At 48.0% G+C, this 22,942-nt stretch carries 18 protein-coding genes; 16 read left to right on the forward strand and 2 right to left on the reverse strand.

Annotated elements, in window-relative coordinates; genetic code table 11:
- Positions 1-36 precede the first annotated feature (36 nt).
- The 7 genes from PBAL39_RS07535 (at position 37) to PBAL39_RS07565 (ending at position 8,346) form a co-directional block, all read left to right on the forward strand.
- Positions 37-1,926: a VWA domain-containing protein gene (locus PBAL39_RS07535; protein ID WP_008239994.1), complete on the forward strand. Its 1,890-nt coding sequence runs from the start codon at positions 37-39 to the stop codon at positions 1,924-1,926.
- Positions 1,913-2,647 carry a DUF4197 domain-containing protein gene (locus PBAL39_RS07540; protein ID WP_008240001.1) on the forward strand — a complete coding sequence of 245 codons (735 nt, stop codon included), beginning with the start codon at positions 1,913-1,915 and terminating at the stop codon, positions 2,645-2,647. Before PBAL39_RS07535 ends, PBAL39_RS07540 begins: the two co-directional genes overlap by 14 nt.
- Before the next feature lie 83 nt (positions 2,648-2,730).
- Positions 2,731-3,969 carry a DEAD/DEAH box helicase gene (locus PBAL39_RS07545; RefSeq protein WP_008240003.1) on the forward strand — a complete coding sequence of 413 codons (1,239 nt, stop codon included), beginning with the start codon at positions 2,731-2,733 and terminating at the stop codon, positions 3,967-3,969.
- A gap of 68 nt (positions 3,970-4,037) precedes the next feature.
- Positions 4,038-5,318: a replication-associated recombination protein A gene (locus PBAL39_RS07550; RefSeq protein ID WP_008240010.1), complete on the forward strand. Its 1,281-nt coding sequence runs from the start codon at positions 4,038-4,040 to the stop codon at positions 5,316-5,318.
- A gap of 2 nt (positions 5,319-5,320) precedes the next feature.
- Complete coding sequence (locus PBAL39_RS07555; protein ID WP_008240011.1) at positions 5,321-6,799, forward strand: DUF5687 family protein; 1,479 nt, start codon at positions 5,321-5,323, stop codon at positions 6,797-6,799.
- The gene (locus PBAL39_RS07560) at positions 6,796-7,494 is read left to right on the forward strand and encodes an ABC transporter ATP-binding protein (protein ID WP_008240013.1); all 699 of its coding nucleotides are present in this window, start codon (positions 6,796-6,798) and stop codon (positions 7,492-7,494) included. The genes PBAL39_RS07555 and PBAL39_RS07560 overlap by 4 nt, the downstream gene beginning before the upstream one ends.
- A gap of 171 nt (positions 7,495-7,665) precedes the next feature.
- Entirely contained in the window at positions 7,666-8,346 is a 681-nt protein-coding gene (locus tag PBAL39_RS07565) for an OmpA family protein (RefSeq protein WP_008240016.1), read from the forward strand.
- A 123-nt stretch (positions 8,347-8,469) separates the two neighbouring features.
- Here PBAL39_RS07565 and PBAL39_RS07570 read toward each other — a convergent pair whose 3' ends face one another.
- Entirely contained in the window at positions 8,470-8,823 is a 354-nt protein-coding gene (locus PBAL39_RS07570; RefSeq protein WP_008240018.1) for a hypothetical protein, read from the reverse strand.
- 98 nt (positions 8,824-8,921) lie between these two features.
- Between PBAL39_RS07570 and PBAL39_RS07575 the strand changes: the two genes are divergently transcribed.
- Together PBAL39_RS07575 and PBAL39_RS07580 are read left to right on the forward strand one after the other, a co-directional pair.
- Positions 8,922-9,941, forward strand: coding sequence for a Gfo/Idh/MocA family oxidoreductase (locus tag PBAL39_RS07575; RefSeq protein ID WP_008240020.1), 1,020 nt, complete (start codon positions 8,922-8,924; stop codon positions 9,939-9,941).
- Positions 9,941-10,723: a zinc-dependent peptidase gene (locus tag PBAL39_RS07580; protein WP_008240021.1), complete on the forward strand. Its 783-nt coding sequence runs from the start codon at positions 9,941-9,943 to the stop codon at positions 10,721-10,723. Before PBAL39_RS07575 ends, PBAL39_RS07580 begins: the two co-directional genes overlap by 1 nt.
- Here the strand turns inward: PBAL39_RS07580 and PBAL39_RS07585 are convergent.
- The gene (locus PBAL39_RS07585; protein ID WP_008240022.1) at positions 10,718-11,707 is read right to left on the reverse strand and encodes an alpha/beta fold hydrolase; all 990 of its coding nucleotides are present in this window, start codon (positions 11,705-11,707) and stop codon (positions 10,718-10,720) included. The two genes, PBAL39_RS07580 and PBAL39_RS07585, sit on opposite strands and share 6 nt — an antisense overlap.
- A 152-nt stretch (positions 11,708-11,859) precedes the next feature.
- On the opposite strand from PBAL39_RS07585, the gene PBAL39_RS07590 reads away from it, so the two are divergent.
- The 7 genes from PBAL39_RS07590 to PBAL39_RS07620 all read left to right on the forward strand — a co-directional run bounded on the left by PBAL39_RS07590 (position 11,860) and on the right by PBAL39_RS07620 (position 22,905).
- Positions 11,860-12,462 carry a murein L,D-transpeptidase catalytic domain-containing protein gene (locus PBAL39_RS07590; RefSeq protein ID WP_083801718.1) on the forward strand — a complete coding sequence of 201 codons (603 nt, stop codon included), beginning with the start codon at positions 11,860-11,862 and terminating at the stop codon, positions 12,460-12,462.
- 74 nt (positions 12,463-12,536) lie between these two features.
- Positions 12,537-13,118, forward strand: coding sequence for an RNA polymerase sigma factor (locus tag PBAL39_RS07595; RefSeq protein WP_008240025.1), 582 nt, complete (start codon positions 12,537-12,539; stop codon positions 13,116-13,118).
- A gap of 119 nt (positions 13,119-13,237) precedes the next feature.
- Positions 13,238-14,179: an ABC transporter ATP-binding protein gene (locus PBAL39_RS07600; RefSeq protein ID WP_008240036.1), complete on the forward strand. Its 942-nt coding sequence runs from the start codon at positions 13,238-13,240 to the stop codon at positions 14,177-14,179.
- Positions 14,176-16,428, forward strand: a complete 2,253-nt coding sequence (locus PBAL39_RS07605) for a Gldg family protein (RefSeq protein ID WP_008240038.1) — start codon at positions 14,176-14,178, stop codon at positions 16,426-16,428. Before PBAL39_RS07600 ends, PBAL39_RS07605 begins: the two co-directional genes overlap by 4 nt.
- A gap of 76 nt (positions 16,429-16,504) precedes the next feature.
- Complete coding sequence (locus PBAL39_RS07610; protein ID WP_008240039.1) at positions 16,505-17,635, forward strand: FecR family protein; 1,131 nt, start codon at positions 16,505-16,507, stop codon at positions 17,633-17,635.
- A gap of 231 nt (positions 17,636-17,866) precedes the next feature.
- Entirely contained in the window at positions 17,867-21,484 is a 3,618-nt protein-coding gene (locus PBAL39_RS07615) for a SusC/RagA family TonB-linked outer membrane protein (RefSeq protein ID WP_232282908.1), read from the forward strand.
- Positions 21,485-21,495: 11 nt separating this feature from the next.
- Positions 21,496-22,905 carry a RagB/SusD family nutrient uptake outer membrane protein gene (locus PBAL39_RS07620; protein WP_008240042.1) on the forward strand — a complete coding sequence of 470 codons (1,410 nt, stop codon included), beginning with the start codon at positions 21,496-21,498 and terminating at the stop codon, positions 22,903-22,905.
- Positions 22,906-22,942 lie beyond the last annotated feature (37 nt).

The raw sequence follows: 22,942 nt of genomic DNA on the forward strand, positions 1-22,942 counted from the left end.
CTCCAAAGCTGACATCATTCCTGAAAACCAGAAATTATGAAAAAGCTATTGTTATCCCTTTTTATAGCCCTGATTGCTTTCGGCTTTACAGCAGACACGGCACGTACCATCACCGGAACGGTGACCGATAAAAATACAGGAGCAGTCCTCCCAGGTGTAGCTGTCCGCGCAAAAGGGACAAAAACAGGGGTAACAACGGACGGCAAAGGACGATACAGCATCCGCGTCCAGGCCCAGGTATCTGTACTTACCTTTTCCTCTATTGGTTTTGAAACACTGAACCTGCCCATCGGCAAGAAAACAGTGGTCAATGCCGCTATGGAACAATCACAGCAAGCATTAAATGAAGTGGCAGTCGTAGGTCACGCTGCACAGAAGCGGATGGAAACCACCGGCTCTGTAATGGTAATGGCACCATCACGTGGCTCTTTCGTCCACAAAAACATCGTCTATCGTCCACAGGAAACTGAAAGTTATGCCGGCATTAATGAGAATAGATTTCATGATCCCCTGAAAGATCCGCTATCTACATTTTCTATAGATGTAGACGCAGCCTCCTATTCCAACGTGCGCCGCATGATCAACAATGGAGGGCTGCCTGAGAAAGATGCGGTGAGGATTGAGGAAATGATCAACTATTTTGACTACGACTATCCGCAGCCTGCGGGAGATGATCCGGTGAACATCATCACGGAAATTGCTGCAGCCCCCTGGAACAAAAAACACAAACTGGTACAGATCGGCTTGCAGGGAAAAACCATCAGTACCGCAAAACTTCCGTCGTCCAACCTTGTCTTCCTGATTGACGTCTCCGGATCAATGAACGACAGCAACAAACTGCCCCTGCTCGTCTCCTCCTTCAAGCTGCTCACCGATCAGCTGAGAAAGACCGACCGCGTAGCGATCGTGGTATATGCAGGCAATTCAGGTCTGGTATTGCCCTCTACCAGCGGGGATCAGAAGACGACCATCAAGGATGCACTAAACAAGTTGTCTGCAGGTGGTTCTACTGCTGGTGGTGCAGGCATCAGACTGGCTTATGAGGTGGCCGCCAAAAATTACATCAAAGGTGGAAACAACAGAGTGATCCTTGCCACAGACGGCGATTTTAATGTCGGCGCCTCCAGCGATGAGGACATGGAAAAGCTGATCGAGGAAAAACGCAAAAGCGGCGTGTTCCTCACGGTGCTCGGCTTCGGCATGGGCAACCTGAAGGACAGCAAGATGGAAGTGCTGGCCGACAAGGGCAATGGCAATTATGCCTATATCGACAACATCAACGAGGCGCGGAAGGTCTTGGTGAATGAATTTGGTGGCACCCTGTTTACCATTGCTAAGGATGTCAAGTTACAGGTAGAATTCAATCCTGCAAAAGTACAGGCCTACCGCCTGATCGGGTATGAAAACAGACTATTGGAAGATAAGGACTTCAACGATGACTTGAAAGATGCTGGAGAGCTCGGCTCCGGACATACCGTTACTGCACTCTACGAGGTCATTCCTGTAGGTGTCCAAAGTACCTTTTCTGCCAGCGTAGATCCCTTGAAGTACCAGCAAAATAAAGTCTCCGCAGGTAGCAATGGCAGTCCGGAATTGCTGACCGTGAAGATGAGGTACAAGGATCCCGATGGAAAAAAGAGTAAATTATTGCAGGAAGCGGTGATGGACTCCCCGGTTTCCCTTTCAGGCAGCAGCAGCAACTTCAGGTTCGCCGCCGCCGTGGCTGAATTTGGCATGCTCCTGTGCCAGTCTGACTTTAAGCAGGATGCCTCTTTTGCTCAGGTAATTAACCTTGCCACCAATGCCATGGACAAAGATAAAGAAGGATATCGTTCAGAATTCTTAAAATTAGTCAGGTCGACGAAGCTATTGGCGAAAGATTTGCTTAGTATTGAGGATTCAAAAGATTTCAATGAAAAAGATTAGCATTTATTTTATCGCCCTATGTGTGGTCAGCCTGAGCAGCTGTGATGTTCAAAGTCAGTCGAAGTTGGGAAACATCCTTAAACAGATTCCTGCGGGGGGTAATCCAACTACCACAGAAATTGGCTTAGGCATCAAGCAGGCACTGGAGCTGGGCACCTCACATGGCGCAGACCTGCTGTCAGCAAAAGATGGCTTCCTGGGCAATGCAGCCGTGAAGATCCTTTTTCCACCAGAAGCACAGAAGGTGGAGAAAACCTTGCGCAGTGTGGGTCTGAACTCATTGGCAGACAATGTAGTGACCAGCCTGAACAGGGCGGCAGAAGATGCCGCGAAAGAGGCAAAGCCGATTTTCCTGGCGGCCATCAAACAGATGACCATTGCTGATGCCACCAACATCCTCCTGGGAAATAAAGATGCGGCCACACAATATTTTAAAAGGGTAACCACATCGCAGCTGATGCAAAAATTCAGTCCGGTGATTACTAACAGTTTGAGTAAAGTGGGCGCGACAAAATACTGGGGTGATGCCGCAGCGCAATACAACAAGATCCCACTGGTAAAACCGGTATCCACAGACTTGTCAGCTTATGTTGCGGAAAAAGCCATCGACGGGATGTTTTACCAGGTCGCACAGGAGGAACTGAAGATCCGCGACAACATCGGAGCGCGCTCTACCACCCTGTTGCAAAAGGTGTTCGGCTACGCGGACAAAAACAAATAATCAGTATATAAGTTCGTTAGCACTTCATAACTAATAAAATAAAGGTTACTTTTATAGAGTAATAACAAATCACAAGAAGTATATTGGATTTTCAAGAATTTAACTTTAACCCTGAACTGTTTGAGGGTTTATTAGCAATGGGCTTTCGTAATGCTACGCCCATCCAGCAGGAGGCCATCCCCCTGATCTTAAGCAAGAAAGACTTAATCGCCTGTGCCCAGACGGGAACAGGAAAAACCGGCGCCTACCTTTTACCGATCATGAATATGATCACAGGAACGGAAATACGTCATAACAATACATTGATCCTTGCCCCTACCAGGGAACTGGCACAGCAGATAGACCTGCAGGTGGAAGCGTTATCTTATTTTACCAACATCAGTTCCTTAACGGTATATGGCGGCGGCGACGGCATTGCTTATGAGCAGCAAAAGCGCTCCATGCGCGATGGCGTAGACATCATCATCGCCACACCAGGCCGTTTGATCTCTCACCTTTCCTCAGGGGCCCTGAAGCTGGATCAGCTGCAGCACCTGGTATTGGATGAGGCCGACAGAATGCTGGACATGGGCTTTTATGATGACATCATGCGCATTGTCAGCTTCCTGCCGAAGGAAAGACAGACGGTGTTGTTCTCGGCAACCATGCCGCCAAAGATCAGAAAGCTGGCCAGCACCTTGCTCAGCAACCCTGAACAAATCAGCATCGCCATCTCTAAACCTGCCGCAGGAATCAATCAGCAAGCCTACATCGTACATGATTCGCAGAAGGTGAAACTGCTGACGGAGCTCATGAAAAATGTGGACTTCCCAAGCATCCTCATCTTTGCCTCTACCAAGGAAAAAGTGAAAAACCTGGGCAAGGTATTCCGTGGCCTGGGCTTTAAAGCAGAAGCTTTCCATTCGGACCTGGGGCAAAAAGAGCGTGAGGCCATCTTACTGGAGTTCAAAAATAAACGTGTGCCGGTATTGATCGGGACAGATGTACTCTCCAGGGGTATTGATGTAGAAGGCATTAGCCTGGTGATCAACTATGATGTTCCTCATGACCCTGAAGATTACATCCACAGGATCGGCCGTACGGCGAGGGCTGCCACGACAGGAACGGCCATCACCCTGGTGAACGATAAGGACAAACGTAAGTTTGCCAACATCGAGAAGCTGATTGAACGCCAGATCGACAGGATGCCTCTTCCGGAGCATTTGGGTCAGGCACCAGACCAGTCCTCGATCAAAGAAGAAACCTCCGCAGATCGTAAGCCCCGCAAGCCGCAGCAACGCAAGTTCTGGAAGAAAAAAAGTAAACCTGCGGGCTCCGCATAAGCGTTGTTCTGCCAGAGATAAGATATTACAACAAGGATTTTCTGTTCTAATATCTTATCTTTACTTATATGCAGAATCTTCCCCCTTTAGCAGAACGCATGCGCCCTCAAAGCCTGGATGAATATGTAGGTCAGCAACATATTGTAGGTCCTGATGCCGTACTACGCAAGGCCCTGCAAAGCAAACAGCTGCCTTCCATGATCTTCTGGGGACCTCCTGGTGTCGGAAAAACTACCCTCGCCTATATCATATCACAAACACTAGACCGTCCTTTTTTTAACCTTAGCGCCATCAACTCTGGTGTGAAAGACATCAGGGACGTTATTGACCGTGCCGCTCTGTTGAAAGACAGCCTGATGGGTCTTCCTATTCTTTTTATTGATGAGATCCACCGCTTCAGCAAATCTCAGCAGGACAGCCTCCTGGGTGCCGTAGAACGAGGCCTGGTGACGCTCATCGGTGCCACCACAGAAAATCCTTCTTTTGAAGTGATCTCCGCTTTGCTCTCACGCTGTCAGGTCTACATCCTCAAAGCATTGGATGAAGGAGAGTTATCGGGTCTGCTGCAAACTGCTATTAAAAAAGATGTGGTGCTGAAGACCAAGAAGATCACCATTAAGGAGCATGAGGCCCTGATCAGGCTGTCCGGCGGTGATGGCAGGAAGCTCCTCAACGTGCTGGAGATTGCGATCAATGGCATTGGCGGCGACAAGATTGTGCTGACCAACAAAAATGTGCTGGAGCATGCACAGCAGAACCTGGCTTTATACGATAAAGCCGGGGAGCAACATTACGACATCATTTCCGCTTTTATAAAATCCATCCGCGGCAGCGATCCCAATGCCGCTGTCTATTGGCTCGCCAGGATGATCGAAGGAGGTGAAGATCCCCTGTTTATCGCCCGCAGGCTGCTGATCCTCGCATCGGAAGACATCGGCAACGCTAACCCGAATGCCTTGCTGCTTGCCAATAACTGCTTTCAGGCGGTCAACGTAATCGGTTATCCGGAGTCGAGGATCATCCTTTCGCAGGCGGTCACCTACATGGCCTCCTCGCCAAAAAGCAATGCCAGTTATGAAGCCATAAATAAAGCGCAGGCACTGGTGAAACAAACGGGCAATTTGCCAGTCCCATTACTTATCAGAAACGCCCCGACGAAGCTCATGAAGAACATCGGTTATGGAAAAGATTATCAGTATTCGCATGGGTACGAAGGGAACTTCTCCCCACAGGAGTATTTTCCTGATGTCCTGAGCGGCACAAAACTATATGACCCCGGAAAGAACCCGGCGGAGGAAAAACTGAGGGAGAAACTAAAACAAAACTGGAAAGATAAATATAACTATTAACTATGCTGACAACCTTTTTGGACCACCAGTGGAAGGCCTTCTGGCGATCAAAGAATAAAACGGGAAGTATTGCCGCACAGATCTTCATGGGCATCTTTATTCTATATTTTCTTGCGGTCGCCTTTTTTATCGGGATCGGCCTGGAGCCATTGATCGGCAAGTTTTTACCAAAGAAAGATGTTTATGAAGTCTTCAATGGTTTTATCCTGTATTATTTTGCGCTGGACTTCATCATGAGGATGCAGCTTCAGGAATTGCCTACCCTATCGATCGTCCCTTACCTTCACCTCAATATCAAGCGGCGCAAGCTGGTAAATTTCCTGAACATCCGGTCGCTGTTCAGTGCATTCAACATCCTTCCTTTATTCCTGTTCCTGCCTTTTTGCTGTACTGCCATTGCAGATGTCTACGGACCTTTCGCAGCCCTGATGTATGTGGTATCAATCCTTTCTCTTGCCATTTTCAACAATTACCTGGCATTGTACCTCAAGCGCCTCAGTATCTCCAACCTGAAGGTCATTCCGATATTGCTGGCGCTGATCTCGCTGCTGGGTATAATGGAATATCTGCAGGTTTTCTCCATTGCCGCAGGCTCCAATGTGCTGTTTGAGCATGTTGCAGCACAGCCGCTGTTGGCGCTGGTTTTTCCTTTAGCAGCCATCGCCGCCTACATTAACAATTCCAGATACCTGCGACAGAACCTTTATACCGAGGAGCTCAGTAAAGCGGAAGCAAAAAAAACAAGTACAGACTATCCATTTCTGGATCGTTTCGGGGAGATTGGTACCCTGGTGGCACTGGAACTGAAGCTGATCCTGCGGCACAAACGTACCCGTTCATCTATGATGATGGGTCTGATCTTTGTCTTCTATGGCTTCCTCTTTTATAAAAAGCCCTTTCTTGACCAGGATAACCTGGGAATGATGCTCTTCGCAGCGATCTTCATGACAGGCAGCTCGATCAGCATTTATGGCCAGTTCATGTTTGGCTGGCAGTCTGCTCACTTTGACGGGCTCCTGGTGAACAAGGTTGACTTCCGCAAATTTATTAAAGCGAAGTTCCTGCTGTTTACCTTACTGTCGACCGTAGTGACGGTAATCGTGAGCCTTTATGGGCTGATCAGCTGGAAGATTCTTGTGATCCAGTTTGCGGCCTACCTCTATAATCTCGGACTTGGGACGGTGATTGTGCTTTACTTTGCCACACGCAATGCCCGGTCGATTGACCTGACGAAAACGGCGACCTTTAATTTTCAGGGTGTTGGTGCCAGTCAGTGGGTATTGGGCCTCCCTTATTTTTTACTGCCTTACCTGATCTTCGGTCCTTTTGCATTCCTCGGCCATCCCTACATCGGGTTGATCGTACTGGGCGCACTGGGGATCATCTCCTTGCTGATGCGGGAGTTCTGGATCAGTTTCCTTTATAAAGAGTTGAACAAAAGAAGATATATTATTGCCGAAGGCTTTAGAGAAAAATCATGATGTTAGAAATCTCAAACTTAAAAAAGACTTATGCAGACAGGACAGTAGTCAATATTGAAGCGCTGCAAATCCATACAGGGGAAACCGTTGGTCTCGTAGGCAACAATGGAGCCGGCAAAACGACACTTTTCCGTATGCTGCTCGACCTGATCCGCCCTACAGAAGGACAGGTATTGTCGAAAGGCACCGATGTGGCCGGAAATGACCACTGGAAGGACTATACCGCCTCTTACCTTGATGAGGGCTTTCTTATCGATTACCTTACTGCTGAGGAGTATTTTGTATTTATCGGCAGCCTTCATCAGATGAGTGTAGCCGATGTACAGGAATACCTGAAGCAATATACCGAGTTCTTCAATGGCGAAATCCTGGGCCGCGGCAAGTACATCCGTGATTTCTCGAAGGGCAACCAGAACAAGGTGGGCATTGCGGCCGGCCTGATGCAGCAGCCGGAGCTGCTGATCCTGGATGAGCCTTTTGCAAACCTGGATCCGACAACGCAGATCCGGCTAAAGGGAATGGTGAAAAACCTGAAGCAGGAACGGAACATGACGACACTCATCTCCAGTCACGATCTGAACCACGTGACAGACGTATGTGACAGGATTATTTTGCTGGAGAAAGGACTGATAATCAAAGATCTTCAGACCAATGAGAACACGTTGCAAGAACTGGAAGCCTACTTTTCGGAGTAAAAAAAGCCTTGTATACTATTATAGTCAGTATTTTTGTCAGTTTTGGTGATGACCCCGATGCGGCGGATGACAATTCCCCATCAATGGATTGAAATGACACAATAATTTTACAAAACGTTAAGATTGGCATTGCGTTTGATTAATGGTCACAGTAAAACAAAATATACGATTATGATTACTTCGAGATTTAAAATAGCAACATTTAGCATCGCATTAGCCATTGGAAGCATGGCCTTTCAGGGATGCGATAGTTTAACAAAAACACAAAAAGGCGCTGGAATTGGAGCTGCTACAGGTGGTGTGATTGGCGCTATTATAGGCAAAAAAGCGGGTAACACTGCTGTTGGAGCTATCATTGGTGCTGCTGTAGGTGGTACTGCCGGTGGTTTCATCGGAAAAAGAATGGACAAACAAGCTGCAGAGATCCAGAATGCGATCCCGAATGCTGAAGTGATCCGTGAGGGTGAGGGTATCATTGTTAAATTTGATAGCGGAATCCTGTTCGGTTTTGATAAAGCGGACCTTACTGCTCAGGCAAAAACAAATGTTAAATCACTTGCAGGTTCGTTGAACCAATATCCGGGAACAGATATCAAAGTAATTGGCCATACTGATAACAAAGGTACTGAGACTTACAACATGGGTCTTTCAGAAAGAAGAGCTGCAGCTGTTAAAGCATATGCAGTTTCACAAGGTGTACCTTCTTCACGTCTGATCACTGTTGGAAAAGGTTTCTCTGAGCCAATTGATGACAACTCTACTGAAGCTGGAAGAGCTGCAAACCGCAGGGTTGAAGTTGTAATTGTTGCTAACGATCAGCTGAAAAAAGAAGCACAGCAACAAGGAAAATAACAAAGACACATACATCTACCTATATAAAACGAAAACCCGTCGTACCATGTACTTCGGGTTTTTTAATGCATCAATATTTGGGTTTTGGCGAAGAATAGAAATCTATATCTCGCCAAAACCCTGTTACTCTCCGGTTTCGTAGATATCAGCGAAGTAAGTCAGGACAAGCGACTTCAGCAGCAGTTCCTGTTCCATCATGGCAAATGAAGGGACGGGTTTGATGAGTTTCCAGTGCGGCCATCCGTCTTGGTCGAGGCCTTCCAGTTCGTAGAAACCCATTTCACTGAGGAGGCGGCAGGTAGCGATGTGCATCAGCTCTTCTTTTTGTCTTTTGCTGTATTTGCCAGGTCCCTTTCCCAGTTCCTGCACACCGATCAGGAAGAGCATGACTTTTAAATCAGGCAGATCAGAATCAAATTCCGTAGCTATTTTCTGTTGCAAAACTTTCCATTTCGCATGTATTTCCGCAGGTTTCATAGCCGCAAAGATACGAAAATAGGCCCGATGTGCTTTATGACAATTTATTAAAGCGTTATTGACCTTGAATTGCTATTTTAGCCATATTACCTAAAACGATGCCCATGAGTAGAGAAATTATAACAGGTCTGCTGGCCTACGGAATGTCAGGAAAAGTATTTCATGCCCCATTTGTTGCTGCACATGCAGGCTTTAAACTGCATGCAGTAGTAGAGCGCAACCATAAAAATGCAGCATCAGACTACCCCGCTGTCCTGAGCTATGATAGCGTAGAAGCCTTACTTGCTGACGCAGCTATAGAGCTGGTCGTGATTAACACGCCCAATTATACGCATTACGATTACGCAAAGCTGGCACTTACCGCCGGAAAACATATCCTTGTTGAAAAGCCTTTCACGGCAACTTCTGCGGAAGCCTTACAATTGTTTGCCCTGGCAAAATCTGTTGGAAAGCAGATTTTCTTTTACCAAAACCGCCGTTGGGACAGCGACTACAGGGCCGTTTGTGAGGTGCTCGATAGCGGGAAGCTCGGCAAATTAAGCGAAGTGCATTTCCGCTACGACCGGTACCGTTCTACCATTGGTCCGAAGTCTTTCAAAGAGACGCCAATGGCTGCGAGCGGATTGATGTATGACCTGGGGCCACACCTTCTGGATCAGGCCATCAGTTATTTTGGCGAACCACTGTCCTTTCACAAGATATTGGGCAAAAACCGCATAGGCACACAGGTGGATGACTACTTCTCCATTCACCTTCAATATGCTGATAGCCTGAATGTATTTGTCCACGCGAATATGATGGTGGTAGATCCCTTGCCTGCTTTTGTAATCAATGGCACCAATGGCTCCCTGCAGAAAGTCAGGGCCGATTCACAGGAAGAACAACTGCTGAAAGGGATGAAGCCAGGCGACGAAGGATATGGCATTGAGCCAGAAGGATCAGCAGGAAAGTTAACGCTGATTGATGTTGAGGGTCATAAGACCACATGGGAAGTCCCATCGTTGGAAGGTAACTATCTGCCTTTATTCGAAGCGGTATACCAAAGTCTGGTCAATGATGCAGCATTCCCGGTTACGGAAGCACAGGTACTTGCACAACTGGCCATCTTAGAAGCCTGATGATGGAGTCTTTTTTTATCCTGATTCCGATTTTTCTGTTGGTGCTCTATTTCATCTTCAGAAAAGACAACAGCCACAATTATGTTAACCTCAGTGAGTTTGACAGAAAGTTGCTGTTTGACCATGTACATTACTACCAGGAACTAACTGATGAGGGCAAGCTACGCTTTGAACAGAAGGTAGTTGCCTTCCTCAGCGACGTTAGGCTGGAGGGAGTAGGTACAGAAATTACCGTGCTGGATAAATTGCTGGTCGCCTCGAGTGCGATCATTCCAGTATTTGGCTTCCCGGACTGGAAGTACCGCAACCTGAGTACCGTGGTGCTGTACCCGGACACTTTCAATAAAGACTTTCAGTTTGAGGGTGGAGATCGGAGTATCCTTGGCATGGTGGGCACAGGTTTCATGAATGGGCAGATGGTATTGTCGCGCGCTGCACTGCAGCAGGGTTTTTCCAACAAGGCCGACAAAGAAAATACCGCAATACATGAGTTTGTACACCTTTTGGATAAGTCGGACGGCGCCACAGATGGCGTTCCTGAAAACCTGATGAAACATGAGTATACACTTCCCTGGCTGCAGATGATCCATGCCGAGATGCAGCGGATTGAAAAGGGAAAGTCGGACATTAACCCCTATGCCATCACGAATGAGGCTGAATTTTTTGCCGTGGTATCAGAATACTTTTTTGAAAAGCCGGAACAGTTTAAGGAGAAACATCCTCAGCTTTATTCCGGCTTATCATCAATATTTATGCAGGATCCTGCAGAGAAGAATTTATAGCGCGCCTAGAAGGGCGACTGTAAATTCTGTAGTAACCTCGACATGCGGGATATGACCACAGCCTTCAAATTCTATGATTTTAGCACCGGGGATCTTGGCCGCAGTTTGTTTACCAAGAAAACGGTATTTTCCATATAGGGCCTGCTGATCCGGACTGAGCAGGCCTTTACCCACAATGGTTTTATCTTCTTTGCCAATAAAGAGTACGGTAGGTACACGGATGTTGACAAATTCATGGACCACGGGCTGCTCATAAATCATGCTGAAGGTCATGGCTGCGACCTTTGCCCATCTCGGAAAATCAGCACTGTTGGTAACGCCACCCGCAATTTTTACCAGATCATCATATTCAGGCTTCCAAACGGTGAAGTAGGAGCTTTTATAGTAGTTTTTCGTGCTCTCTGCCGTTGCTTTCAGCTCCGTTTTGTATTGTTCTTCCGTAGTGACGTAGGGTACAAAATTGCGGTAATCTTCAAGGCCGATCGGGTTTTCGAGCAGCAGCTTTTCTGTAGTTTGCGGATACATCAAGGCGAAGCGCATCGCAAGCATTCCGCCCATGGAATGTCCAAGAACATTGGCTTTAGCAATCCCCAATGTATCGAGCAGGGCCTTGTTCCAACGCGCCATCTGGTGGAAGCTGTAATGGATAAACGCCTTGGAAGATTTACCGAACCCTATCTGATCGGGAACAATCACCCTGAATCCGCGACTGGTCAGCGCCTTAATAACTTCTGTCCAATAGTAACCACCAAAATTCTTACCATGGAAAAGGATCACTGTCCTTCCGTTATTCATCTGAGTTGGCCGTACATCCATATAGGCCATTCTCAGGTCCTGTCCTTCAGTATGGACCGGAAAATATTTAACAGGATAAGCATATTTAACATTTTCCAGGTTGATGGATACCGTATCCGGGATTTGTGCCCAGGCAGCAGTAAACACAAAGAATAAAAGCAGGGAAATGGAAAGTTTTTTATAGAACATAAGTGATTTTTAGGAAAAAACAATGTTGTGGATTGAATGTTCTAAACATAAGCATAATTTCCATTCCGGGGGAATTCTAAACCGAAAGGTTACAATCTGACCGTCTCATTTCCTATCTTTAAAACCAGTAGATCTTCAGACCAACCGACCAGATGACCAAGAAATTAATCGCAGCGCTGCTCCTGCTACATGTCTTGCTTTGCTTCAGTCCGGGCATTGCAAACAGGACGTTCGCAGCGGAAAAGGAACCTTCATTAGAAAAATTGACTGCTGCCATAGCGTATTGCAAATCAAATGGGCTGAACACCTCATTCTGCATCTTCGTGGACATGAGCATACATTCCGGAAAAAACAGGCTTTTCGTTTACGATATGAAGCAGCGGAAGGTCATTGCCTCGGGTCTATGTGCCCACGGTATAGGAGGCGGGAGCACAGCCATGAAGCCCGTTTACAGCAATGCCGTTGGCAGTAACTGCAGCTCACTGGGTAAATATAAACTTGGTAAAAGGGCCTACAGCAATTGGGGTATCCATGTTCACTATAAGATGCACGGTCTGGAGCGCAGCAACAGCAATGCTTTCCGTAGGATCATTGTTCTCCACTCCTACAGCCCTGTTTCGGCAAAAGAGATCTATCCCTCCACACTTTTCAACGTCAGCGCAGGCTGCCCAGTGGTGGCAGATGATACCATGCGAAAAATAGACACCCTCATCCGCAGCGGCGAGAAAAACATATTGCTCTGGATCTATGAATAGTTATCATTAATTTTACTATTGTTAAAAAATCCTTTAATTTACATTGGGGAATGAAAACACATGGGGGATGAAAGATGACCGATTACGGTGACTTTACAGATGCAGAGCTGGTCGGCTTACTGAAGTCTGGTAACAGGACTGCTTTTGCAGAAATCTACCAGCGCTACAAGTACGTACTGCATCACCATGCATGGAACAAAACCTTAAATGAGGAAGATGCGAAGGACACGATACAGGAAGTTTTCACCACGTTATGGACGAAGCGCGAGCATATAGAAGTGGGTAGCAACCTCTCCGGATATCTGTACACCTGTGTGCGCAACCACATCCTGAACATGATGGCCAGGAAGCAGGTAAAGACAAAATATATCGATTCCATAAAACAGTTTTCTACGCTTCAGGACAGTGTGGTGACCGACCACCGGGTTCGTGAAAATCAGCTTAGGTCGGCCATAGAGAAAGAGATTTCTGAGCTGCCGCCACGGATGCGTGAAGTTTTCGAGCTGAGTCGCAAGCAGAACTTAAGTCATAGGCAAATTGCCGAGTTGATGGGTACCACAGAGCAGACGGTAAAAAAACAAATGACTTATGCGTTGAAGACCCTGCGCAAGAAGCTGGGGCTCCCACTTTTCCTCATGATGTTACTTTTCTATTAAAAAATTTTAAATTCTTCTACCTCCACCATGGCGCATGGCTGTCTTATCTCTTCAGGTCATGATCCTGACGTTTGCGTCCTGCTGCGCAAATCAGTTAAGAACCACAAAAGGAAAGAATTTTGGACACTAACATTGTAAGAATAGAAAAGCTGTCCCACCGCTACAGCAAAGACTGGGCGATCAGGGACATCAGTTTTGAGATTGGCCCCCGGGGGATCCTAGGGCTGCTGGGCTCCAACGGTGCCGGGAAATCGACGACCATGAACATCCTCTGCGGGGTGCTCAACCAGACCGAAGGGAATGTGTTTATCGACGGTATCAGTCTTCGTGAGGAGCCGGAAAAGGCTAAGCGAATGCTCGGTTTCCTTCCACAGAATGCACCGTTACACCTCGACCTGACCGTAGATGAGTACCTGACCTACTGCGCCAATATCCGTGACATCGCCCCCAGGGAAATAAAGTACGCTGTTGCGGCCGTCAAGGAACGTTGTGGCATTGCCCATTTCAGCAGGCGGCTGCTGAGCAACCTCTCCGGCGGATACAAACAGCGGGTAGGCATTGCGCAGGCGATCATCCACCAGCCAAAGCTGGTGGTGCTTGATGAGCCTACAAACGGGCTGGATCCCAACCAGATCCTTGAGGTGCGGAAGCTGATCAGGGAGATTGCCGAGGAGCGCTCCATTATCTTTTCCACGCATATCCTCTCGGAGGTGCAGGCGACCTGTAAGGACATCAGGATGATTGAGGGCGGCAGAATTGTGTTTGCGGACACGATGGAGGCTTTCAACAACTACATCCTACCGAACTCAATGCTGGTATATATGGACAGGCCTCCGGCAATTGACATGCTGGCCGCCCTTCCTGGAATTACCAATGCGGAGTTGCTCAATGACGGCGGTTTCAGGCTGCACTTCGGGGCATCTGCCACCATATCAAAAGAAATCATCGAGGCCAGCATCATGTTCAAATGGGAGCTGACCGAAATCATGCTGGAGAAAAGTTCGCTGGACGAAATCTTTGCCCAGCTCTCCAACCACAAAAGCCCGCAACGACCATTATGAGAAAGACCTTAAAAATAGCAAAGCTGGAACTCAGCATTTTATTTTACTCACCAGTAGCATGGCTGGTATTGATCATTTTCATCATACAAAGTGGCACCCGTTTTTTCGGAATGTTTGGCGGCTATCAGGAAGCAATGGCCATGGGTAATCCGGTGAACGACCTTACCTTTGCGATGTTTCCCGGCACCAATGGACTGTTCGATCAGACGCTGCAGAACATCTACCTATATATCCCCCTGCTCACTATGGGCCTTATGAGCCGGGAGATCAGCAGTGGCTCCATCAAACTGCTGCTGTCCTCACCAGTAAAAATCCGCTCCATCATCTTCGGTAAATACCTGGCCATCATGACCTATGGCTTCCTGCTGATGGTTGTGCTGGGTTCCTATTCCCTTGCCGGGCTGGCCATCATTAAAGACGCTGACACCGGACTCATCCTCTCTGGACTTACGGGGTTGTTCCTGCTCACCTGCACCTATGCAGCTATCGGCTTGTTTATGTCCAGCCTGAGCTCCTACCAGGTGGTAGCTGCCATCAGCACGCTGGCTGTATTTGCAATGCTACAATATATTGGCGGTGTGGGACAGGACATCGACTTTATACGTGACCTCACCTATTACCTATCGCTCTCCGGCCGGGCCGATGACATGCTGAAGGGACTGCTGAACAGCAAGGATATCCTGTATTTTGTTCTTATCATTGGTTTGTTTCTGTGCCTGAGCATCCTTCGGTTGCGCGCCAGCAGAACTGCCAAACATTGGAGCTTTCAGCTTGGTGTTTATACGATGGCCATCTGTACCGTATTGTTAGGCGTATACGTCAGTTCACGGCCGCAGTTCATCTGTTACCTGGATGCGACACAACACAAAACCCGTACACTGACCCCAAACAGTCAGGCCATTGCAAAACAGATCAAAGGGCCATTGCGTATGACGACCTATGTGAACCTGCTGGATCAGCATGTATATACCGGATTACCTGCATCGAGGAATTTAGACCTTTCCAGGTTTGATGGTTTCAGGAGGTTTATTCCAGGACTGGAACTGAATTACGTATATTATTATGACATCACCGACCTGAAGGAAAATAACAATATGATTTACCAGGGAGACCTTACCGGGCTCACCATTCCGCAGATTGCAGAAAAGGTAGCAGAGAACATGGGGTTAGACCTGGGCGACTTTATGCCGCCTGCGGAGATACGGAAACGCATCAACCTTAAACCCGAGGACAACAGCCTGGTAAGGGTGCTGGAATATCAGGGGCGGACGAGCATGCTGAGGTTATACAATGAGATGGACCCTTCGCCGTCGGAAGCGGAGATCAGCGCCGCAATCAAGCGACTGTTGGTTAATCCGACGAGAGTAGTGTTCATCAACGGGCACCATGAGCGTAGCATTGTCAAGACCGGCGATCGCAACTATCAGTTGATGACGACAATGAAAAAAGCGAGAAAAGCGTTGGTCAACCAGGGTTTCGACGTGTCGGAGGTAGACCTGAGCAAGGAAGCACTACCATCGCCACCCTTTGTGCTGGTCCTGGCCGACCCCGCAACTGCACTTGGCGCTGCTGAACAGCAGCAGATCAAAACATACCTGGACAAGGGCGGTGACATGCTGATAACCGGGGAACCCGGCAGGCAGGACATCCTGAACCCGATCCTTCGTTCAATAGGCATCCAGCTACAAACGGGAATGCTGGTCATGCCCACCAAGGACAATGCGCCGGATCTGATTATGGCAACCGCAGGTCCCGGCGGGGGTGCTGTAGCGATGCCCGGTGCGGCGGCGATGAGTTATGACCCTGCTTATGGTTTTCAAGCCGACACCTTGCTGATCAGCCCAGCAGCCGGCTGGAATACAAACAGTGCGGTAGACCTGACAACAACAGAGCTGTCCTACCTGCCTGCTGCAGGCGACCGAAAGGGAGCATTCCCTACGGCCATGGCGCTCAGCAGAACAGTCAACGGTAAAGCACAACGGATTTTCATAGCCGGCGATGCGGACTTTATGGACAATGCAGAGCTTAAGCATGCCCGGGGAATGAACCTCTCCTTTACAATGAGCCTTTTCAAGTGGTTCAGCAAGGGCGAATTCCCGATCGATACGAGCAGGCCCGCGCCTTCTGATGACGACATCCTTCTGAACAAACGACAGATATCAAGCCTGAAGCTTATTTTTATAGGTTTGCTGCCTGGATTGATCGCTTTATTGGGGGCAAGCACACTGATTCTGAGAAAAAGAAATTAAATTTAAAATAAATCTACCTCCTTAGATGCCACATCTTGTCTTAACCTCATTGAAGCAGATCCTTACCCGATAAAAAATGGAAAAATCCAGCATGACAGAAGTAGAAATCAATAGCTTACTGGAAAAATACAAACAAGGCGATGCCGATGCGGAAGAAATCGCCTTTCTGGAAAGCTGGTACATCTTTTACCAGGAGCCCGGCAGTAATGTGCTGGGCATGATTCCAAGAAAGGAGGCTGTGGATGAGGTATGGACAAAAATTGAAAACGAGCAATTTCCGCAGCCTCTCAGGATATGGCGCAGGATTGCAGTAGCAGCAGCGCTGTTCATAGCGCTCTTCACCGGCCTTTACCTCATTGGCAGGGATCAGCAGCCGCAGCTGGAGTCTGCACGTATTGAAAACACAAAAGAAGACATCGCTCCCGGAACGGAGGGGGCCACGCTGACCTTAAGCGATGGAAGGAAGATCAGCCTGTCGGCAGCCGCCAACGGTGATGTTGCCAGGCAGTCGGGCGTAACGATTACCAAGAGTGCAGGTGGCCAGTTGACCTATGAACTCCTTCCTACTACACCGGGGACAGCGTTGCAATACAATACACTGAGTACCACGAAAGGTGAACAATACCAGATCAAGCTGCAGGACGGCACCAGGATATGGCTCAATTCGGCTACAAGCATCAGGTTCCCTACCAGCTTCGCCGGATTGCGGAAGCGGGAGCTAAGCCTGACCGGGGAAGCTTATTTTGAGGTGGCGAAAGACCACAGCAGACCATTTACAGTCAGCGTAGCAGGTCAGCAGGTGAAGGTGTTGGGCACGCACTTCAACATCAGCAGTTATCCTGATGAGGCACTAAGCAAAACAACACTGCTGGAAGGCTCCGTAGCTATCGGCGGCAAGGTACTGCAGCCCGGAGAGCAGGCCGTGGTAAAGGGAAATTCCATCAGCATCAATGTAGCCAATATTGAAGAAACAATGGGCTGGAGAGATGGGTATATCATCTTTGAAAATGAGCCTATTGAAGCTGTGATGCGCAAGATTGCGCGCTGGTACAATGTGGAAGTAGTTTTCGAAGGTCCTATGCCTGAGGATGACTTCGGCGGACGCGTGCCACGCCTGTCGAACGTATCACAGGTACTGAAGAAGCTTGAGCTGACCAATAAGGTACACTTTAAAGTCGAAGGAAGGAGGATCACAGTGATTAAATAGCTACTCACCGTTGTCCATAAAAAAAGCCAGAAGTGCTTGTAACACTACTGGCCCGGCCTGGATGACATCAATAAAATTTCTGATCATATCAACGTTAAACCCGCGAAAAGGGCTTTGAGCTCCTCGAAAAAATTCAGGCCCCATCGCGCAAACAGACCTAAACAAATGTATAAAAATTATACCATTAACATAGGTGTGCCCGGGCGGCTCATCTATCAACTTTTGCTAATTATGCGACTGACCACCGTCATTTTATTGGTAAGCATCATGCAGGTAAGCGCCACTGGCTTTGCCCAGAAGATTACGCTTGCCGAAAAAAATGCGAGCTTAAAACAGCTGTTCACAAAAATCCAGGCCCAGAGCAAGTATGATTTTGTGTATACTGCACAGTTGCTCAGGGACGCAAAACCCATCGACATCAATGTTAAGGCTACAGAGCTGAAGCTGGTGCTCGACAAGATCTTCGAGAACCAACCTTTAACCTACACCATTGATGACCACATCATCGTAATTAAGGCGAGGGAGCGGACATTGCTCGACCGTCTGGCGGAGTATATCAATGCCATTACCATTTCCGGCCATGTCTACAATCAGGACGGAACAGCTTTACCGGGAGCATCAGTCCGGATTGATGGCACCAAGCTACGGACTACCACCGATGCTTCAGGCAGGTTCAGCATCTCCAATGCTCCCAACAAAGGGCGCCTGATCATTACCTACGTAGGTTATAAACCAGATACGATCGCCATCAATGACCAGCAGGATTTCGACATCCGCCTGACCTTGCAGGCGAATACGATCAACGAAGTGAATATCGTATCTACAGGTTATCAGGATTTGCCTAAAGAACGTGCAACAGGATCTTTCGAAGTCATTACCAAGGAACAGTTGCAACACAGCACCGATCCAAACCTATTGAGACGGCTGGAAGGCATCACCACCAGTATGGACTTCAGGAATGACCTGCGGGTGCGCAACTCAAGTCTACCAAATGCAAAGGAATCACCACTTACCAATTTAACCATCAGGGGTAAAAACACATTGAACTATAATACACAGAACACCAGTGGCCAGGTGCTGGTAGTCATCGATGGTATCGCCAGTCCTTACTCCATCGACAAGGTAAACCCCAATGATGTGGAGAGCATTACCATCCTGAAGGATGCCGCAGCTGCCTCAATATGGGGATCACGGGCGGCAAATGGCGTCATCGTGGTAAAGACAAAGAAGGGACGCTACAATAAGCCTACACAAGTTTCCTTCAACAGCAATGTGAGCATAACTGAAAAAGTTGATCTGTTTTATAACAAGACGATGAGCATTTCAGATTTTGTAGATGCACAGGTCTTACAATTCAATACGGCCAACATGCCACTGCCGGCCCACAGCATCTCCGCTTTATACGGACAGGAACCGGTTTCGCCAGTTGCGGAGATCATGAATTCCTGGAAATTTGAAAACACACTTACAGAAGCGCAGGCAATGGCACAGCTGGATGCACTCCGGGGCAATGACATCAGAAATGATTATGATAAATATTTCCTGCGAAACTCGGTGAACCAAAGTTATTCATTGGCAGTAGACGGTGGCTCTGAGCTAGTTAACTACAGGTTATCAGGAGGTTATGACCGCACCATCAACAATACGAAACAGTCTGGTGCTGACCGGCTGGCATTGAGTTACAATCTTTCTGCACGTCCGGTAAAAAACCTCGAGTTGCAGGGCAACATCACCTTTAACATTCAGAAGACCAATGATCAGGCTGCCGAGAATGCCATCACCGGAGTGACCAACAACACCTTTTACCCTTACACCATGCTCGCTGATGGCGCCGGCAATCCGCTGGAACTTACAAAAATTTACCGCCCGGGATTGCTAAACCTCCTGGAATCGGAATATGGCAGTAGGCTGCTCAGTTTCCGCTACAGGCCTTTGGAAGACATCAATGAAGGCTACAATAGGATCAAATCGCAAAATGTAAACATCAATTTTGGCGCGACTTACAGGATTATCCCCGGAGTCTCTGCACAGCTTTCCTACAATTATAACAGTGGCAGGAATGACGATAACACGCTGTACAGGCAAAATTCCTTTTACATGCGTAACCTGGTCAATTACTTCACCACTTCCCCGTACTCTTCTGACCCCATGACTTATGAGGATGTACCTGATTTCGTACGAGGTATTCCACTGGGGGGACAATACCAGACCAACCTGAGCAAGTCGACCAACCAGACACTGAGGGGTCAGTTGAACTTCGATAAGACCATTGCCGACAAACATCAGATTTCGGCCATCGCCGGAGCGGATATTGCGGAAAACAAGAGCATCACCAATGCCAACATCTACTATGGCTATGACGAGCATACCCTGAAAAGCGACAACGACATTAACTTCAGTGGACTCATTCCTATTCTTTTTGCGGAAGATTTTAACGGTTACAATGGTGAGCTTGTTCCCAGGGTGAACAATCCTTTTCTGGACAACAGGATCAGGACTTTCAGCTGGTTTTCAAATGCTGCATACACCTACGATGGGCGTTATACGTTGTCGGCCAGCATCAGGAAAGACATCTCCAGTGAATTTGGTCAGGGAACCAATCAGAAGGGCACGCCCTACTTCTCTTTTGGGGGAAGCTGGAACATCAACAACGAGTCCTTCTATCATTTTGACCTGGTACCAATGTTAAAGTTCAGGGCGACCTTCGGGTACAATGGCAACGTGAACCCACTGGTTGTATCCCGGCCATTGATCACCTATATTGACTATGGCAATTATGAAGTTCCCTATGCAGCGACACAGCCTAGTGGATCGGTATCCAACAGCTTATTGCGCCCGGAAAAAACAGGCATCTGGAACCTGGGTATAGATTTCGGATTCAAAGGCAACCGCCTCTCGGGAAGTATTGAGTATTACAACAAAAAAACAAGTGACCTGCTTGCCGGTGGTGCATTGGATCCAAGTACCGGGTTTACTAACGCCACCTACAACACCGGCGACCTTACCGGGTATGGGATGGACATCACACTCAATTCTGTAAACATTGAAGCAGAAAAGTTCCGATGGACCAGCAATTTCCTTTTCAGCTACAACAGAGTGAAGGTAACGAAGTTGTATGCTGCCAATACCAATACCGCGGGAGGTGTGGTAAGCAACAGCACAGGATCTTACAATGAGGGTTTTGATTTATCGAGGTTGTTCGGTTACAAATGGGCCGGGCTGGATCCACTTACAGGAGACCCACGAGGTTATGTAGACGGCACAATTGTATCGGTTTCCAATGACGGAACAGGAAATACGAACTATCGCAACATCCAGAATGCGGCTGTATCTGAGGCACACTATTTCGGCTCGGCGGTACCGGTGTTTTTCGGATCGCTGAGAAATACTTTCAGTTACAAATCATTTTCAGTATCGGCAAACCTTCAGTATAAACTAGGTTACTTTACACGCAGACCTTTGTCGCAGGTGGTTAACTACTCATCATTGTATACCTCCAGAGGGGCACTGCAGGGTGCAGAATTTGCAAACAGGTGGCAGCAGCCTGGCGACGAGACAAAGACCAATGTCCCATCAGCAGTAGTTTCATCCGGCAGTCAGAACAGGGACAATTTCTATTACTACTCGGACACTAACGTGATTAAGGGCGATCATATCCGTTTGCAGGAGATCAACCTTTCTTACGGCCTTGAAACCAAAAAGAACTGGTTCATCAAAAACCCGAGGATTTACGCCAATGTGAACAACCTGGGCATCCTTTGGAGAGCTAACAAGCTGGGGATCGATCCTGAGGTATTTGACTACCCTACGCCAAGATCATACAGCTTCGGTTTATCTGCTAACTTTTAATCACCATTACCATGAAAATATTTCAACAAACCGGCTTAATCCTAACCATTTGTGTGTTGCTTACCTCCTGCCAGAAGTTTGTGGACATCAAAAAGACCAGCACGGAATCTACGATTGAAACCGCCAATGACTGTCAGTTGATTATGGACAATTACGAGTTGTTCAACTCCGACTACCCTTTCGATGGGGAGGGCTCTGCCGATGACTACTATATCAATGACCTGACTTACAGCGATACCTATACCAGCATCGAAGATCAGAGTGTGTATACCTGGGACATGCAGGCCATCCGCCTGAATTCTTTCCAGTGGGTAAGGCCATATAACAAAATATACCACACCAACCTGGTGCTGGAAACCCTGGCAAAGCTGCAGGGCAGGGAAACACAGGCTGCCCTCAATAACCTCAGGGGATCTGCATTGTTCCTTAGGGCTTATGCGCTGTTTCAGGTTGCACAGTTGTATGCTAAGCCCTACGGACCGACAGCGTCACAGGACATGGGGGTACCCATCCATCTGGTTTCGGACATCAATGACACACCTGGCAGAGGCACTGTACAGGAGACTTACGACCGCATTGCAGCAGACCTCATCGAAGCCGCAGCAATGCTGAATGAAACTTCTTCAATGGCAACCAGACCGAATAAAGCGGCGGCCTTTGCCATGCTGGCCAGGGTATACCTTTCCATGGAGGATTACACCAATGCCATGTCGGCCGCAAACTCAGCACTGCAGCTACGTGCTGCATTATTGGATTATAACAGTCCGGCGGTGAATAAGGATCCATCTTCAAATACACCCTTTGCACGTTACAATCCTGAGGTCATCTTTCATTCTATCCTTGCCAGCAGCACTTTCCTGAGTCCTGGTAATCCATTCAGCAATGCTGCAAAGATTGACTTGGACCTCGTGAACAGCTATGCCGACAATGACCTTAGGAAAACCGTCTTTTTCAAGCCCAACCTGGATGTGAATGAAGGAACCTGGCGCTTTACCGGCAACTATGAGCCAACAACCAGCTCAACTCTTTTTAACGGACTGTCTGTCGATGAGCTGTACCTCGTGAGGGCCGAGTGTTATGCGCGCTCCAACCGGGCAGACCTGGCGATGGCAGACCTGAATATGCTGCTCCGCAACAGGTGGGTCACCGGAAGTTATACCAATATGACGGCAATAAGTGCCGACGATGCACTGGCAAAAGTTTTAACGGAGCGCAGGAAAGAACTGGTGATGCGCGGACAGCGGTGGACGGATTTGAGAAGGCTGAATAAGGACGAGCGCTTCAGGAAAAACCTGAGCAGAACTGTTACCGCCGGTGGTGCATCAACGACATTTACATTGCCTGCAAATGACATCAGGTATACGCTGCTGATTCCACAGGAAGTAATTACCAATTCCCGCTTATCCCAAAATCCACGATAGACAGCGACAACAGAATAGCACAAGGCCTCCGGAAGCA

It is taken from the genome of Pedobacter sp. BAL39 (assembly GCF_000170795.1).
Classification (GTDB): Bacteria; Bacteroidota; Bacteroidia; order Sphingobacteriales; family Sphingobacteriaceae; genus Pedobacter.